This is a genomic window from Bacillus benzoevorans (genome assembly GCF_014207535.1).
GTDB lineage: Bacteria > Bacillota > Bacilli > Bacillales > Cytobacillaceae > Bacillus_BD > Bacillus_BD benzoevorans.
The window spans coordinates 128,793-144,122 of sequence record NZ_JACHGK010000006.1 but is presented as its reverse complement, the minus strand read 5'-3'; the positions used below and the strand labels follow the sequence as shown (position 1 = coordinate 144,122).

Sequence of the window (15,330 nt, the reverse complement as noted above, 5' to 3'; positions counted from 1 at the left end):
AAACTAAATTTTCTGACTTATATATATATCTTTATTATATACTGAACGCCCGTTCAGTCAACTAATTTCTTCCGCTTTTACAAATATTTCTGAAAATTTTTACGATAAGTTCATGTTTCATTAAAATACCTCCCCTGCCCTCTCTCGCATCCCATCTGACATAGGAATTTACCTGACCGTACATACTAATAAATGGACACAATCGAGGAGGAAATCGCCATTGAATACGCTCGCCATTGTTATATCTATTCTTATCCTGCTTGTCATTTGGCTTCTGCTTGATTTTCTTTTAGGCAGAAGAAAGCATCTGCGCACGTTTAAGCCGCAATTCTTTCCAATCCGGGAAAGTGATATCAATATGTTTGCCGCCGGTCCGGCATTATTTCACGATTATTTTTCCGAGTTAAAGGCGGCGAAAAGGCACATCCACATCTCGTTTTATATCGTTCACGATGATGATATCAGCTTACAGTTTTTTGATATTTTGCAGAAAAAGGCACAAGAAGGCGTCGAGGTTCGCTTAATGGTGGACCGCCTTGGGGCGAAAAAGGTGACAAAGCAAATGATCGAAAGGCTGGAGAAGTCCGGGGCTCAGTTTGTTTTCTCCCAAGAGATTAAGCCCCCGTTTCTCTTTTATTCCCTCCAGGTTCGGAATCACCGGAAAATTACGGTCATCGACGGAAAAACCGGCTATCTCGGCGGTTTTAATATCGGAAAAGAATACATTGATCTCGACCCAAAGCTGACCCCATGGCGGGACTATCATCTTAAATTCAAGGGGGAGGGTGTTCAGGATTTACAGACCTGTTTCCTGCGCGATTGGCAGCGGGATGCAAAGCTTCATATACACGATATGAGCCCTTATTTTCCGCCATTGGAAAAGGGGCAGTACAGTCATAAAATTTTTCCTACCGAAGGGATTCACCTTGAAAGTACCTTTTCCGATTTGATTCACGATGCCAAGCACTCGATTCGCATCGGTACGCCTTATTTTATTCCGGGAAAAAGGGTTTTCCGCGATCTGCAGAATGCGGTAAAAAGAGGGGTGAAGCTGGAAATACTCGTACCGGCGATGTCCGACCATCCTCTTGTTAAGGAGGCATCCTACCATTATTTACGCACTCTGATCCGCTTAGGCGCCTATGTTTATCAGTATCAAAAGGGCTTTTATCATGCAAAAGTAATGGTCATTGATGAGGAAATCTGCGATGTTGGCACAGCCAATTTTGATAAAAGAAGCTTTTATTTAAATCTGGAAATCAATTGCTTTACGTACGACAGAAATTATATTGAACAGGTTCTTGCTGTGTTCAAACAAGACCAGTCCGACAGCACGGCCGTCTCGTTGAACTCTCTGAAAAGCTATAATCCGTGGCAGCTTACGAAGGAGCTCGTCGCCCGCTCGGTCTCTTTGTTCCTGTAGGATGGCACGTGATCTGACAAACACCAAAAAAGGGATGACAAAGGGTCAGGCGCCGCCATACAAACGGCACTGCCTGACACCTTTATCGGACAGACTAATGATTCCTTTATACTTTAAATTTGTTAATCAGATGCTGCAGCTCCTCTGCCATTTTGGCCAGGTAGCTCGCTGAGGCTGAAATTTCTTCCGTTGATGCCAGCTGTTCCTCAGTAGAAGAAGATACCTTTTGGGCGCTTGATGACGATTCTTCTGCCACTTCGGTAATAAACTGCATCGCTTCAACCATTTGTGTTGCTCCTTCGGCCATTTGCTGCGATGCGCTTGAAACCTCTTGAATTTGTGCCGTAACATCCTCAATAGAATGCTGAATTTGCGTAAAGGAATTACCTGCATTATCGACGATTCCAATCCCTTCTAGCACTGCCTTAGAAGCATATTCCATTGATTTAATCGCTTTATTCGTTTCATCCTTTGTTGCAGCAAGTAATTCAGAGATTTCTTTAGCGGACTCTGCCGACTGCTCGGCCAGCTTCCGGACCTCATCCGCTACCACCGCAAAGCCGCGTCCATTTTCACCGGCCCTTGCTGCTTCAATGGCTGCATTTAAGGCCAGAAGGTTGGTCTGGTCGGCAATGCCTGTGATCACCCCGGTGATGTGGCTGATTTCGTTGGAGCGCTCCCCGAGCCCAATAATGACTTCCGATAGTCCCTTTACCGTATCATTTATCGACTTCATTTGCTGTGCTGCCGTTTGAATCGCATTTTCTCCCTCTGAAGCCTTTTCCGAGGTTTCTACAGCTGCCGCCGAAACACTCTGGGCACTGTTTGCTATTTGCTGGACGCCAATCGACATTTCATGAACCGTTTGATAGGTCTCCTCAATACTTTGTACTTGTTTTTCAACACTTGAAGCCATTTGATACATCGTTTGCGTAATTTGCTCTGATGCATGGCTTGACTGATCTGCGCTTGCTGTCAACTGCTCGGAGGAGGACGCAACCTGCCCCGCACTGGTATTAACTTGATTAATCACGTCGCGGAGATTCGCTTTCATCATATTGAGTGTATTCGCTAAATCGCCAATCTCGTCATTATTTTTTATCAAAACATCGGATGCCGCAAGATTTCCATCGGCAATTTGCTTCGAATAATCGATGAGATCGGTAATCGACTTTGTTTTTCTTCTAATCATCCAAATCGTAATGACGCATGCTGCCGCCATTGGCAAAATGCCAAAAAGGAAGCTGCCCCACACAGATGCCAACGTTCTTTCGCTGACAATTTTCGCATTAAAGTCAATCGCATTGATGGCGATGATTTCCTTGCTCGAGTCATGATCTTTAAAAATCGGTGCATATCCTGTCAGGCGCTTCATGCCGCCAAATTCATAAATCTCGGAATAATGCGGATGCTTTGTTTCCTTCATCATTTCGATGACTTCTTTATCTACATAAAACGGATCGCCTGCTTTAAACCCTTGCTCTTTCAGGTTATCATCTGCAGCGATAATCTTACCGTCCAAAGAGATAATATATTGGTCTTCAAAAATCCGCTTATGCTCCGTTGTCCAATCCAACGTATTTTCTACACTGCTTAATAGCCCCTTGTTCCCTTTGATAAGGGCTTCGATATCAGCCGGATTCACTAATCCTGTCGTGATATTGGCACAGCCCACCGCTTCAATCCCAGCTGCTTCATAGGTCTTTCGATAGCTTGACCAGTAATTTGACAAGGAAGTGATTATCATCGAAATGAAAATAACGAATACAATAATAATTCCTAACTGCCACGTAATACTCTTTTTCATTGTTATCCTCCCTTATTTATCCCCTTTACGGACTAATTACCCTGATGTAAACCGTTCCGCAATTTAAATTTGATTCTATTATACTAAACGATTATGAAAATAGTAATAACTTCATATATAAAAAAAGGGGAATTCGAATCATTTTATTTTTTCGTCTTATCACAACAGGACTTTAGTTTAGGGATAGCAGATTGAGGCTTTATAAAAGACCTTTTTTTCGTTCATCTTCAATTTTGTTCTTCATAGCGCCGATGAAAGACCTTTTTCCGGTGTCCCCACTGAATTTTGTCCTTCAGAGCGCCGATGAAAGACCTTTTCCACTTAATTCAGGGCTTTATTGCCCGGGTAATCAAAAATTTCCCCTTCGCTCCTTCCATTCCCGCTAAGATCAAAAAAGCCCCACAAAGGGGGCTTTTTAGCATTACATTTTTTCCGGAGCAGAGACACCGATTAACGCAAGGGCATTTTTCAGCGTAATTTGTACCGTTTTAATTAAAGCGAGACGGGCTTTTGTTTTCTCAGGCTGCTCCTCGTCGAGAACCTTCTCCGCGTTGTAGAAGCTGTGGAACGCAGAAGCCAGTTCAAAAATATAGTTCGTGATGCGGTGCGGTGTTCTCTTTTGTGCAGCTTCACCAATTGCCTGCGGGAATTCACCTAATTTCTTCAGGACATCGATTTCTTTTTCCGCACCGATATAAGAGAAATCAGCCTGACCATCAACTGTCAGATCCTTCTCTTCTGCCTGACGCAGGATGCTTGAGATCCGGGCATGGGCATATTGCGCATAATAAACCGGATTTTCATTTGACTGCGATACCGCCAAATCAAGGTCAAAATCCATATGCGTATCCGCACTTCTCATGGCAAAGAAATAACGGGTGGCATCAAGACCGACCTCATCGACTAAATCCCTCATTGTCACTGCCTTACCTGTCCGCTTGCTCATCTTCATTTTTTCGCCGTTTTTGTATAAGTGAACAAGCTGAATGATTTCCACCTCAAGGGTATCGGCCCCATAGCCTAATGCCTGAATCGCCGCCTTCATCCGTGGAATATAACCATGGTGGTCAGCACCCCAAATATTAATTAATTTTTCAAAACCACGCTCTAGCTTATCGCGGTGGTACGCAATATCCGGCGTTAAATACGTATAAGATCCATCCTGCTTAATCAGGACACGGTTTTTATCATCGCCAAAATCCATGGAGCGGAACCATGTGGCACCATCCTCCTCGAAGATATAGCCGTTAGTTCTTAAAGCGGCTAAAGCATCATCGATTTTGCCGTTTTTGTATAAAGAAGTTTCAGAATACCACACATCAAAGCCAACACGGAAATCCTCTAAATCGCGCTTTAGCTTTGCCAGCTCCTGTTTCATTCCGTATTCACGGCACTCTGCGAGGCGTTCCTCTTCGCCCATATTGGCCAGCTTGTCGCCTGCTTCTTCAGCCAGCTGCTTCCCAATTCCGATAATATCCTCGCCGTGGTAGCCGTCCTCCGGCATCGGCTTATCCATGCCTAAGGCCTGGAAGTAACGCGCTTCAACAGAAAGCGCAAGGTTATTAATTTGGTTTCCGGCATCGTTAATATAGTATTCACGGGAAACATCATAACCCGCTTTGGCTAGAATATTGCATAGGGAGTCACCGACAGCGGCACCGCGCGCATGACCCAAGTGAAGGTCGCCCGTTGGATTGGCCGAGACAAATTCAATCTGAACCTTCTGTCCGCCGCCAACCGTCGTTTCGCCGTATTTGTCTCCAGCTTCTAAAATCGCTGGGATTAAATCAGTTAAATAGCTGTTATTCATATAAAAATTAATAAACCCCGGTCCAGCCACTTCAATTTTTTCAATCGAAGCTTTTGATTTATCAAAATTGGCCACCAGCTCTTCAGCAATCATTTTCGGCGCCTTTTTTGCCACTCTTGCCAGCTGCATCGCCATATTCGTGGAATAATCCCCGTTTGCCTTGTCTTTTGGCATTTCCAAAATGACATCAGGAATCTGCTCCATCGCTGCTAGTCCAGCCTTCACAACCGCAGCCGCAATTTCCTCCCTTAATTTACCTTTTACCTGCTCGACAATATTCATTTTTTTTCCTCCTCAAAAGTAATCAGCAAATGATATGTACCGGCATATGAGCCCTGCATTTTCAAATCATACAAAATGTCAATTTCACCTTGTCTTCTACTCTCGTTAAACTGATGATGGATTCTGCTCGTCTTCGTTCCCATTTCCATCGTTCCGTAAGGTGTTTCGTAGCTGCCGGTCAATTGTTTATTTTTCTGAAAGGGCAGGCGCATCTTAACGGCTCCATTGCGTAAAATAGAACCTTCCCCTTCAGCTATTTTCACCGTTGTTTGAACGCTCCCTTCCTCCATCGCTTCATCGTAGCGGAGAAAAATAGAGCTCGTCTTGCGAATATACTCGCCAAATGTAATCAGCTCGTACGTTTCCTGATCCTGACCGTTACGGATCGTCGTTTTTACCGATATTTTAACAGGCATCTGCCCTGCTGTAGAGTAAAGCAACGGCCGCACCCCTTTTCCTGCCCAATAACCATATTCTTTGGTACGTCTTTATTAATAAATAAATCAATATAACCTTATCAGTATAAATTTTTTACTGCCGCGTTTCAAGCAGTACCCGGTGCCAGGCACCAAAAAAAGACAAATGTCCATTTTCGGTGCCTGGCACGCGAAATGGACATTTGTCTCCCCTGAAGGGACACGCACGCTCATTGCTTGCTCAAGCGCCGGTCTCATCGGTATCCTGCTTTATTTTGCCGCGAAGCCAAGAAGCATTTCGCGGAGCAGCTTGCTTGCGGTGTTGACGGTTTGTTCAGAGTGGTCGTAAATAGGAGCAACTTCGACAAGGTCAGCTCCGACAACGTTGACCTCAGAGCGAGCGATTTCATGAATCGCCGCCAGCAGTTCTCTGGATGTAATACCGCCGCAATCGACAGTACCTGTGCCCGGTGCATGAGCAGGGTCCAGGACGTCAATGTCAATGGTGACATAAACAGGACGACCGGCAAGTTGAGGCAGCACCTCCTGCAGCGGTTTATGGACATCAAATTTGAAAATGCTCATACCTACTTCTTTCGCCCATTCAAATTCCTCTTTCATGCCGGAACGGATGCCGAAGGAGTAAACATTTTTCGGTCCGATTAAGTTGGCAGCTTTGCGAATCGGTGTCGAATGGGACAATTCTTCGCCTTCAAAATGCTCCCGTAAATCGGTATGGGCATCCATATGGATGATGGCTAGATTAGGGTATTTTTTGTACATTGCCTTAATAACCGGCCAGGTCACTAAATGCTCGCCGCCCATGCCAAGTGGAAACTTGCCGTCAGCGAGAATTTTATCTAAAAATTCCTCTATCAAATCCAGGCTCTTCTGCGCATTCCCAAACGGAAGCGGAATATCCCCGGCATCAAAATAGTTATAATCGGCTAAATCCTTATCTAAATATGGGCTGTATTCCTCAATTCCAATGGAAACCTCACGAATACGGCCAGGACCGAAACGTGAACCCGGGCGGTAGCTGACCGTCCAATCCATCGGCATGCCGTAAATCACAATCGGGCTCTCCTCATAAACCGGATGGCTCTTAATAAAAACATTACCAGAATATGCTTCATCAAAACGCATGATTATTCCCCCCTATTTTTAATCAAAAAGCGGCAGACCCCCGCCCCTTTGAAGTAAAGATTATTTTGCATCGTCTTATTTTTTGTCAATCTTACTATTTCCTTATTCCCTTTTAACCAAACAACAGAAAAATTATAGTAGAATGAGCAGTAAATGAAAAGTAAAAGTTGGTTGGCATTTCCCTAAATGTTTAAAATGCCAATTTTTCCCCCATAATGATCTTGTCTGTTTTATGAAGTGAAAAAGCAAATCATGAGCAATACGACAACAAAATTTTCGGGGGTGAGGATAGTGGAAATTGTAACGAATCAGCGGTTCCGCAAAACAGTGAAATATCTTCGGGCCTTGATCATTATGGGCCTGATTGCCTTTTCTATCATGGTACTATTTTTAATTGGAATCATAACATACGCAAAAATACTCGGACCGCCGCTGCTCACCGTCCCGCAGTCAACACTGATTTATGCTGATGACGGCACCATTATCGGGGAAAGCCACAGCGGGCAAAAGCGGTACTGGGTCAACCTGGACGAAATCAGCCCCTACTTGGTCGACGCGGCCATTGCGATTGAGGACCGGAATTTTTATGAACATCACGGCTTTGATTACAAACGGATTGGCGGTGCTGTCCTCGCTGATATTAAAGCGATGGCAAAGGTCCAGGGAGCAAGTACAATCAGTCAGCAGTATGCGCGCAACCTCTACCTTGAGCACGATAAGACGTGGAAGCGGAAGCTGAACGAAGCCTTCTATACGATTCGCCTTGAGCTGAACTATTCGAAAGAGGAGATCCTCGAAGGCTATTTAAATACGATTTATTACGGCTATGGCGCTTACGGAGTCCAGGCCGCAAGCCAGTTTTATTTTGGCAAAGATGCCTCCGGGCTGACACTGGCCGAGGCCTCCATGCTTGCGGGGATTCCGAAGGGACCGAGCATCTACTCTCCGCTCGCTTCTATGGAAAAAGCAAGGCAGCGGCAGCAGATTATTTTAACTGCTATGGAGAAAAACGGGACGGCCAGCAAAGAGGATGCTGCACAGGCGGAAAAGGAAGAGCTGACCATTATTGGCAAGCACCCGCATAATATGCTGGTCACAGCCCCCTATTTTCAAGATGCCGTAAGACAGGCGTTAAAGTATGATCTGCAGCTTGATGAACGCACCATTGAGCTTGGCGGGCTAAAGGTGTACACCACCCTCGATCTCCGGCAGCAGGAAATGGCGGAAAAAACGATGGCCTCACTCATCGATAAGGAGTCAGACATTCAAGTCGGGTTGATCGCGATGGATCCGAAAACCGGGCATGTAAAGGCGATGATAGGCGGACGGGATTATGAGGAAAGTCCATTTAACCGGGCCATCCAGGCTGTGCGCCAGCCAGGTTCAACGATGAAGCCGCTCCTTTACTATGCCGCGCTTGAACAGGGCTTTACCCCGTCAACCGAGATGCGCAGCGAGGAAACGACCTTCTTTTTTGATGATCATCGGACTCAATATACACCGCATAATTTTAATAATAAATATGCGAATGATGATATTACAATGGCCCAGGCCCTTGCGGTATCAGACAACGTCTATGCGGTTAAAACCCATCTGTTTCTCGGGGAGGACACACTGGTAAAGACCGCCAAGCGCTTCGGAATTCAGTCAAAAATGGAACAGGTCCCATCCCTTGCCCTTGGAACATCCGGGGTGAAGGTGATTGAAATGGCCAACGCCTACAGCCTGCTGGCTAACGGCGGGAAAAAGGTACACCCGATCATGATTAAACGGGTTGAAAACCATAAAGGTGAAGTGATCTATGAAAGTGAGAACAAGCCAGAAGCAGTACTGCGGCCGGATTTAGCCTTTGTCATGACCCATATGATGACAGGCATGTTTGATAAAAAATTAAATGGCTACGCCACTGTGACAGGCAGCACAATCGCGGGCGAGATGACCCGGACTTATGCCGGAAAATCGGGCTCCACCAATTCCGACAGCTGGATGATCGGCTATTCGCCGCGCCTCGTCTCAGCAGTCTGGACGGGATATGATAACGGAAGGACCATTGAGCTGATCAGCGATAAAACGTATGCCAAAAACATCTGGGTTCAGTTTATGGAGAAAGCCTTAGCCGGGACCAGTGCCAAGTCCTTCAAAGCGCCAAAAGGAACCATCGGAGTCTACGTCAATCCGGAAAACGGCAAACTAGCTACCGACGACTGCCCGGTCAAACGCTTTACCTACTTTGCCAAAGGTACCGAACCGACAGAGTACTGCACCGACCACCTGACAGACGAAGACGGCAGCAACGCGAAAACAAAGAAAAAGAACGGAGACAAACAGCAAAACCCATGGTACAAAAAAATTCTTCCGTGGACCTAACTTGGTGCCAGGCACCGCAAAAAGACAAATGTCTTTTTTGCGTGCCTGGCACCAAAAATGGACATCCGTCCGCTCACAATGGACAAATGGGATTTTCCCGATTAGACTAGCATGCATGAAAAAAAAGCTTAGGCTCCGGCCTAAGCTTTTTTTCATGCATACAAATCGTTTTTCAGCTGCTCGTCTGATCGTTCCCACATGCCCTCGTCATGCTTTTGCAAAAACCCGCGCAAAATCTCCTTTGATGCAGCATCCATATGGTCCACGATAATATGGCGTTTGATTGATTTATCCATCCGGTTTACATGCTCCGGCAGCGATTTATAGCCGCGGCGCGCCTCGCGGTCAACCGTCATCTCACAAGCCGTTACACCCGCATAATAGGCACCGCCCTCGCCGCGGTCCACCGTGACCCAAACAAGCCAAAACGGTTTTCCATTCGGAACCTCTTCTTTATTCGGCAGGAACTTAATTCCCTTTTCCACTGCACTGCGGGCATGCATCGCCCCGATATCAATAAACGCCTCGCCGCCCTCAATATCAACAAACACCGGCGACACATGATCGAGACTCAAAGCCCCCTTGCCAAACCCCTTATGTCCATCTGCCGGTTCGTTTTTAATAATATTAAACTCCATTTTCTTCTTTTTTTGATCCATTTCATGTTACCCCTTTCTTTTTTGAAAAAAATCCCCCTATTGTCGTACAGTTTCGCTTCCCCTTCGAATGGGTTCCGAACCCAGAGGATTCATGCCCCCCACTTTATTTTTCAGGCTAGAAAAATAAACCATAGAAAAAGTCATTGAGACCCGTAACCACCCACGGCAGCACGACGCTAAAAAGCGGCTGAAATGTATAGCGGTCGAGCGGAGTAATAAAGAGAATCAAGAAAATCAACAATCCATATTGTTCATACTGTGTCATCTTTGCCCGCACATCCACCGGTGCGAGATCCTCGACAATACGGTACCCGTCAAGCGGCGGCAGCGGCAGCAGATTAAAGATAAACAATACGACATTTAACTGAATAAAGACATCGAGAAAATCAGGAACGAACCTCGGCAACGCCATTGTGAGCCCGCCCGCAGCCAGACCATACCAAAGGAGATAAGCAAGCGAAGCCAGCACTAAATTACTGAACGGCCCGGCAAACGACACAGTCACCCCGGCAAGCCGCGGCTTCTTAAAGAAAAAGCGGTTCACAGGCACAGGCCGAGCCCAGCCAAAGCCGGCAATAAAAATCAGGATCGTCCCAATCGGGTCCAAATGCCGCGCTGGGTTTAATGTGAGCCGTCCTTGATTTTTCGCCGTTTGATCGCCAAATTTCCACGCCGTAAAGGCATGAGCAAACTCATGAACACTGAAAGCAATGATAAGCGTTATCGCTACATAGGGCAATTTCTCCAATGGATAGGCCATATATTGGTCAATTGGATTTTCCAAGCCGCACAACTCCCTTTACCTGCTCTTTTGTTAAAGTATACATCATCACCCAGTTAAAGTGAAAAATGAAGCCGCACCTCTCACTTGAAGGATGCGGCTTTCTTTTTGGCTAATCAAGGTGTCACTGTGAAACTTCTGTCTTCGCTTTAAGTTCTGCTATATATTGATAGGCGCTGTCGACTTCTTCGACCGTATAGCGCTGCTTGCTTTTTAAAGTAAATACCTTTTCCTGGACCTCTTCTTTTGGCAGATTATCAAAAAATAATACCGTCGAGACAAGTTCAAGAAACCTTGCATTTTGGCTGTTCATATCGGTAAAGCATTCTTGAATACGGGGGATCTCCGGCTGATTTTCTGCTAAAAATTCCGTTCCGCCCTCTGTTAAGGTGTAACGATATTGAAAATACCCGCCCTTTTTCTCCTTCACTTCCTCTAAAAAGCCCATATTGCATAATTCCTCGACCCGGACGGTCAGCTCCTCAGAATACGGACCATAGAAGTGAAATTGAAATTTTTCACAGAAAGGAAAGGATAATTTTTTCGCGATAAAAATCATTTTCTGCAGTTTCTTTCTTCCGATCACTTCACCGGAAACGGCAATCGCCTGCATCAGTTTAGCATGATCTTTTAACAAAATGGTTCATCTCCTACTACATAATTACAATGTTCGCTGGTTCGTTATCGTAAGGAGTCTAATTGCTTACCTATTCCACCTTAACAGCGAACTATCCTTCTTATGTGCTGATACATCCGCTGATAAAAGTTTCGCCTTATTTCGACTCATCATTGGCATTCTCTATCTCAAGCAGCATGCGGATTTTTTGCTTCGTCTCCTTGTGTGTGCTATCGTCACGAAGAAAATCCATTGGATAATATAATTTATGATCCGTCCGTCTTTTTCCCGAAATAGCATCGACAATCTCCGACTCCCTTGACAGCTCACGGATTTCATTATTTCTCATCAGCAGCTGGATCGGCATCCGTTCCTCTTCTTCGCCGGGACGGTAAAAATCATAGGGCAAATCAGATGAGGAATCGACGACAAGATAATACTCCGGGTCGATTTCAGCCTTTTCAAAAAGCTTATACAGCTCAGTCAACTTTTTATATTCCTTTGCCGGATCAAATTCAACATATTTAAATAGATTCCGATTCATAAAGCGGGCGCAAAGATCCCTTAAAACAGGGTCATCTTCCTCCTGCCACATTTGGAAATAATAGAGAATAATCGATTCATCGAGCTTGATATAATCCTCTAATGTAATGTCCTCTTTGAAAACCGAATAAAAATGGACAGGATTCGATTTAAAGGAATAATGCCGCTCATATAAAAATTTGGCCCGGTGCAGGATTTTCGTTAAAATCACCTCGGCGCTGCGGGTAACCGGGTGAAAATAGACCTGCCAGTACATCTGATAGCGGCTCATGATATAATCTTCCACGGCATGCATTCCGCTTTTCTTAATGACAATTTGGTCTTCTTTCGGGCGCATGACGCGCAAAATCCGCTCCATGTCAAAATGACCGTAGCTTACCCCGGTAAAATAAGCATCGCGCTGCAGATAATCCATCCGATCGGCATCAATTTGACTGGAAATCAAGCTAACAACTAATTTATTTTTATATGTTTTCGCAATTACCTCGGCCACTTTTTTCGGAAAATCAGGGGCTGCTTTTCTTAAAACCTGATTCACCTCTGTATCTCCTAAAATAATGGCCTGGGTAAAATATTCATGGTCAAGCTGAAATACTTTTTCAAAGGAATGAGAAAACGGTCCGTGTCCCAAATCATGGAGCAGGGCCGCGCTAAGGGAAAGCAGACGCTCATCATGGTTCCATCCCGCACGGCCTGCAAACACATCATCGACGATCCGGCGGACAATTTCATAAACGCCGAGTGAATGATTAAAGCGGCTGTGTTCAGCCCCGTGGAAGGTTAAATACGTGGTTCCGAGCTGTTTGATGCGGCGTAAGCGCTGGAATTCCTTCGTTCCAATCAGATCCCAAATAACGCGGTCCCGCACATGGACATAGCGGTGAACCGGGTCCTTGAATACCTTTTCCTCAAGCAGCTTTTCCTCTGCATATGCCATCTCTTCCCTTCCTTTCTTAAAACTCTATCGAGTGTTCCCCGTTCAATAAACATTCACTATACATTATAACGTTTTCTCTCTGTTTATTCTCTACCGTTTTCTACAAATTTCGCCAAAGGAAAAGAAAAATTCCCCAAAGACAAAGTCTAAGGCGAATTTATTTTTTCAGCTTTTTATTTATTTTTTCTTCCAGCTCTGCTTCTGACATCGCAGCAACTGGACGGTTATTTACAAACACAAAGGTTTTCTTTCTGCCTGGTCCGCAATATGATTGACAGCCTATTTCTATTTTGGCTTCAGGGTCAATTTTTTTCAGCATTGGAATCAATGTCTTTAAATGAACTCCCTGACAATCGTCGCAGACACGAAATTCATTGCACATATTCGTCTACAACCCTTTCTATTATATGAAAAATGTTATTCTGCATTCGCTGCAAATCCGATCCTATTTTATGATTTTTCACTAAATGGTATTTTACAGCTTATGCCCGCGTATTGCAAGGTGCTAAGTTACACCATGGATCCTGATTTCACCTTTCCTGGATCATTATAGGGTGATAATATCCTGTTCATTCCACATCCGCGCAAGCGAAAAAATAGGGAGGATTTACAAAATCTACTATCCTTTCAATCATCCTTGTATAAGATGCCTAGATATTGGACAACATGAAACTAACGAATTTCACAAAGAGGCTTGTATTTTATATAACTGCCGCCTTTGGTACATACACCGTGCACCTTTTCCTTGGAATCGGCTTTTTCACACAGTGTACATCAAGGGTTTTTCAATTATAGGCAAAATACAGCCTTAAAAAATAGTTAAATCAAAAATTAGGGAGTTGAAAAGATGAAAATTCGTCAAGATGCTTGGACAGATGAAAATGATTTGTTGCTTGCTGAAACGGTTCTTCGTCATGTGAGAGAAGGAAGTACGCAGTTAAATGCGTTTGAAGAAGTAGGTGACAAGCTTAATAGAACATCTGCGGCATGCGGATTCCGTTGGAATGCTGTTGTCCGCCATAATTATGAAAAAGCGCTGCAATTAGCGAAAAAACAAAGAAAACAAAGACACAGGATACTAGGCAAGGAACAAAGCGGGAAGAAAAAACTATTATACTCACCGCCGGAGCCAAGTTTTGCAGAGATTGAGACGGTGGATCATCTGGAAATTCCGGCAGAGGTTTTTCAGCATGAGATGTCAGAAGAACTGACAAATATACCTGAACAGCCTGTTGCAGGCACACAAGCCGAGACAGGCGCTAAGCTGAACTTGAGTACCGTCATCGCTTATTTACAAAGCATCAATCATTCTAATCTTCATGCTGAGATTTTAAAAAGCGAGAATGAAAGATTAAAACGTGAAATCGCCGATCTAAAGAGTCAAAATGAGGAACTTCGGAACAAACTTGGTAATATCGAGGAAAATGCTACAAGTATGCAGGAAGATTACGAGACATTAATGAAGATCATGAACAAGGCTCGTAAATTAGCATTATTCGAAGAAGAAGAGCGATCGACGACCAAATTTAAAATGGATCGTAACGGCAACCTGGAAAAGGTCGCTGAATAATAGTACAACGGGATCGGTCTCCTATTAAGACAGACTGCTTCCTGCGTATCACACAAAAAGCCGCAGCTGTCATGCTGCGGCTTTTCTTTTCCACCCTTTACTCCTCCATGAACTTCTCATTCCGCTCCAGCACCCGATCATAGTAACTCTCAAACAGCGGCATCTCCATAGCCGAAAGCGACGCGGTATAAATGTGCCCCGATTTTGCCTTCATTGTCCGGAGGAAGCGGAGTATCACATCCTGAATATTCAAGGGTATTTGCAAGAGCTCAGACAGGGAAGCCATCACCCCTGGGACAATACGGGGATAGATGAATTTCGTCTCAGCGGTTTTTGTACTTTTCTCGTAAAATTGTCTGATTAGCTCAGCACGCTCACTGCCGCTGCCATTGACGCAAAGATAGATCTGCACCGCTACCCCTTTGCGAAGCCGGCGCTGCGAAATTCCGGCAAATTTTTTTCCCTGAATGCTCAGATCATAGCTTCCCGGACAGTAAGAGCCCACAATCTCCCTGGCATCAATTTCCAAGGCGAAATCAGCGAACATTTCCTGAATAAGACGCCACATCGCGTCATATCCGCGGTTAATATCAATACCCTTGATGTTTTCCGAGAAAACAAGGGTCAGATTCAGCACCTCGTCATCAAGAACGACCGCTAACCCGCCGGAGTTCCTTACTATAACGTCATAACCCTGTTCTTTTAAAAAAAGCATTCCTTCCTGCAAAAAAGGAAGCTTTGTGTCCTGTATTCCAAGTACTACCGTCTTCTGGTGCACCCAGACACGCGCTGTCGCCGGTGCTGTACCGCTCCCGACCGAAGCGCAGAGCGTATCATCCATGCCGAATGAGTTTAGGGCGCTCATGTATCGGCCTGACACAGACTGGTCAATGACCCGCCATCTATCCTGAACTATAATGTCCTCAGTTGCTGTCATGAAAGTTTCTCCTTATTATCACTTTGTCCTCATTAT

Annotated in this window: 13 protein-coding genes; 3 read left to right on the top strand and 10 right to left on the bottom strand. The window is 44.9% G+C overall.

Annotated elements, in window-relative coordinates; genetic code table 11:
* Positions 1 to 220: 220 nt before the first annotated feature.
* Entirely contained in the window at positions 221 to 1,423 is a 1,203-nt protein-coding gene (cls, locus tag HNR53_RS10505; RefSeq protein ID WP_221452285.1) for a cardiolipin synthase, read from the top strand.
* A gap of 106 nt (positions 1,424 to 1,529) precedes the next feature.
* On the opposite strand, the gene HNR53_RS10500 is transcribed toward cls, so the two are convergent.
* The 4 genes from HNR53_RS10500 to speB form a co-directional block, all read right to left on the bottom strand.
* The gene (locus HNR53_RS10500) at positions 1,530 to 3,230 is read right to left on the bottom strand and encodes a methyl-accepting chemotaxis protein (RefSeq protein WP_184525657.1); all 1,701 of its coding nucleotides are present in this window, start codon (positions 3,228 to 3,230) and stop codon (positions 1,530 to 1,532) included.
* A 421-nt stretch (positions 3,231 to 3,651) separates the two neighbouring features.
* Positions 3,652 to 5,322 carry an arginine--tRNA ligase gene (gene argS / locus HNR53_RS10495; RefSeq protein WP_184525655.1) on the bottom strand — a complete coding sequence of 557 codons (1,671 nt, stop codon included), beginning with the start codon at positions 5,320 to 5,322 and terminating at the stop codon, positions 3,652 to 3,654.
* Positions 5,319 to 5,771 (bottom strand): YwiB family protein, encoded by a 453-nt coding sequence (locus tag HNR53_RS10490; protein WP_343065313.1) that lies wholly within the window; start codon positions 5,769 to 5,771, stop codon positions 5,319 to 5,321. The genes argS and HNR53_RS10490 overlap by 4 nt, the downstream gene beginning before the upstream one ends.
* Before the next feature lie 237 nt (positions 5,772 to 6,008).
* The gene (gene speB / locus HNR53_RS10485; protein ID WP_184525652.1) at positions 6,009 to 6,884 is read right to left on the bottom strand and encodes an agmatinase; all 876 of its coding nucleotides are present in this window, start codon (positions 6,882 to 6,884) and stop codon (positions 6,009 to 6,011) included.
* A gap of 291 nt (positions 6,885 to 7,175) precedes the next feature.
* Between speB and HNR53_RS10480 the strand changes: the two genes are divergently transcribed.
* A complete protein-coding gene (locus HNR53_RS10480) occupies positions 7,176 to 9,251 on the top strand; it encodes a PBP1A family penicillin-binding protein (RefSeq protein ID WP_184525650.1) in 2,076 nt (691 codons plus the stop codon).
* A gap of 152 nt (positions 9,252 to 9,403) precedes the next feature.
* Here the strand turns inward: HNR53_RS10480 and HNR53_RS10475 are convergent, their stop codons facing one another.
* The 5 genes from HNR53_RS10475 to HNR53_RS10455 all read right to left on the bottom strand — a co-directional run bounded on the left by HNR53_RS10475 (position 9,404) and on the right by HNR53_RS10455 (position 13,169).
* Positions 9,404 to 9,910: a YwhD family protein gene (locus tag HNR53_RS10475; RefSeq protein WP_184525648.1), complete on the bottom strand. Its 507-nt coding sequence runs from the start codon at positions 9,908 to 9,910 to the stop codon at positions 9,404 to 9,406.
* A gap of 115 nt (positions 9,911 to 10,025) precedes the next feature.
* The gene (locus tag HNR53_RS10470; protein WP_221452299.1) at positions 10,026 to 10,670 is read right to left on the bottom strand and encodes a site-2 protease family protein; all 645 of its coding nucleotides are present in this window, start codon (positions 10,668 to 10,670) and stop codon (positions 10,026 to 10,028) included.
* Between the two features lie 145 nt (positions 10,671 to 10,815).
* Positions 10,816 to 11,328, bottom strand: a complete 513-nt coding sequence (locus tag HNR53_RS10465) for a YwgA family protein (RefSeq protein WP_184525646.1) — start codon at positions 11,326 to 11,328, stop codon at positions 10,816 to 10,818.
* A 136-nt stretch (positions 11,329 to 11,464) separates the two neighbouring features.
* Positions 11,465 to 12,787, bottom strand: a complete 1,323-nt coding sequence (locus HNR53_RS10460) for an HD domain-containing protein (protein ID WP_184525644.1) — start codon at positions 12,785 to 12,787, stop codon at positions 11,465 to 11,467.
* Positions 12,788 to 12,944: 157 nt separating this feature from the next.
* A complete protein-coding gene (locus tag HNR53_RS10455) occupies positions 12,945 to 13,169 on the bottom strand; it encodes a YuzB family protein (RefSeq protein WP_184525642.1) in 225 nt (74 codons plus the stop codon).
* 465 nt (positions 13,170 to 13,634) lie between these two features.
* Between HNR53_RS10455 and HNR53_RS10450 the strand changes: the two genes are divergently transcribed.
* The gene (locus HNR53_RS10450; protein WP_184525640.1) at positions 13,635 to 14,357 is read left to right on the top strand and encodes an RsfA family transcriptional regulator; all 723 of its coding nucleotides are present in this window, start codon (positions 13,635 to 13,637) and stop codon (positions 14,355 to 14,357) included.
* Between the two features lie 97 nt (positions 14,358 to 14,454).
* Here the strand turns inward: HNR53_RS10450 and lipL are convergent, their stop codons facing one another.
* A complete protein-coding gene (gene lipL, locus HNR53_RS10445; RefSeq protein WP_184525638.1) occupies positions 14,455 to 15,294 on the bottom strand; it encodes an octanoyl-[GcvH]:protein N-octanoyltransferase in 840 nt (279 codons plus the stop codon).
* Positions 15,295 to 15,330: the final 36 nt, after the last annotated feature.

Excerpts from the sequence above, each read along its gene's own strand:
- HNR53_RS10500 (WP_184525657.1), bottom strand. The coding sequence starts at position 3,230 with ATGAAAAAGAGTATTACGTGGCAGTTAGGAATTATTATTGTATTCGTT.
- argS (WP_184525655.1), bottom strand. The coding sequence starts at position 5,322 with ATGAATATTGTCGAGCAGGTAAAAGGTAAATTAAGGGAGGAAATTGCG.
- speB (WP_184525652.1), bottom strand. The coding sequence starts at position 6,884 with ATGCGTTTTGATGAAGCATATTCTGGTAATGTTTTTATTAAGAGCCAT.
- HNR53_RS10475 (WP_184525648.1), bottom strand. The coding sequence starts at position 9,910 with ATGGATCAAAAAAAGAAGAAAATGGAGTTTAATATTATTAAAAACGAA.
- HNR53_RS10470 (WP_221452299.1), bottom strand. The coding sequence starts at position 10,670 with ATGGCCTATCCATTGGAGAAATTGCCCTATGTAGCGATAACGCTTATC.
- HNR53_RS10460 (WP_184525644.1), bottom strand. The coding sequence starts at position 12,787 with ATGGCATATGCAGAGGAAAAGCTGCTTGAGGAAAAGGTATTCAAGGAC.
- HNR53_RS10455 (WP_184525642.1), bottom strand. The coding sequence starts at position 13,169 with ATGTGCAATGAATTTCGTGTCTGCGACGATTGTCAGGGAGTTCATTTA.
- HNR53_RS10450 (WP_184525640.1), top strand. The coding sequence starts at position 13,635 with ATGAAAATTCGTCAAGATGCTTGGACAGATGAAAATGATTTGTTGCTT.
- lipL (WP_184525638.1), bottom strand. The coding sequence starts at position 15,294 with ATGACAGCAACTGAGGACATTATAGTTCAGGATAGATGGCGGGTCATT.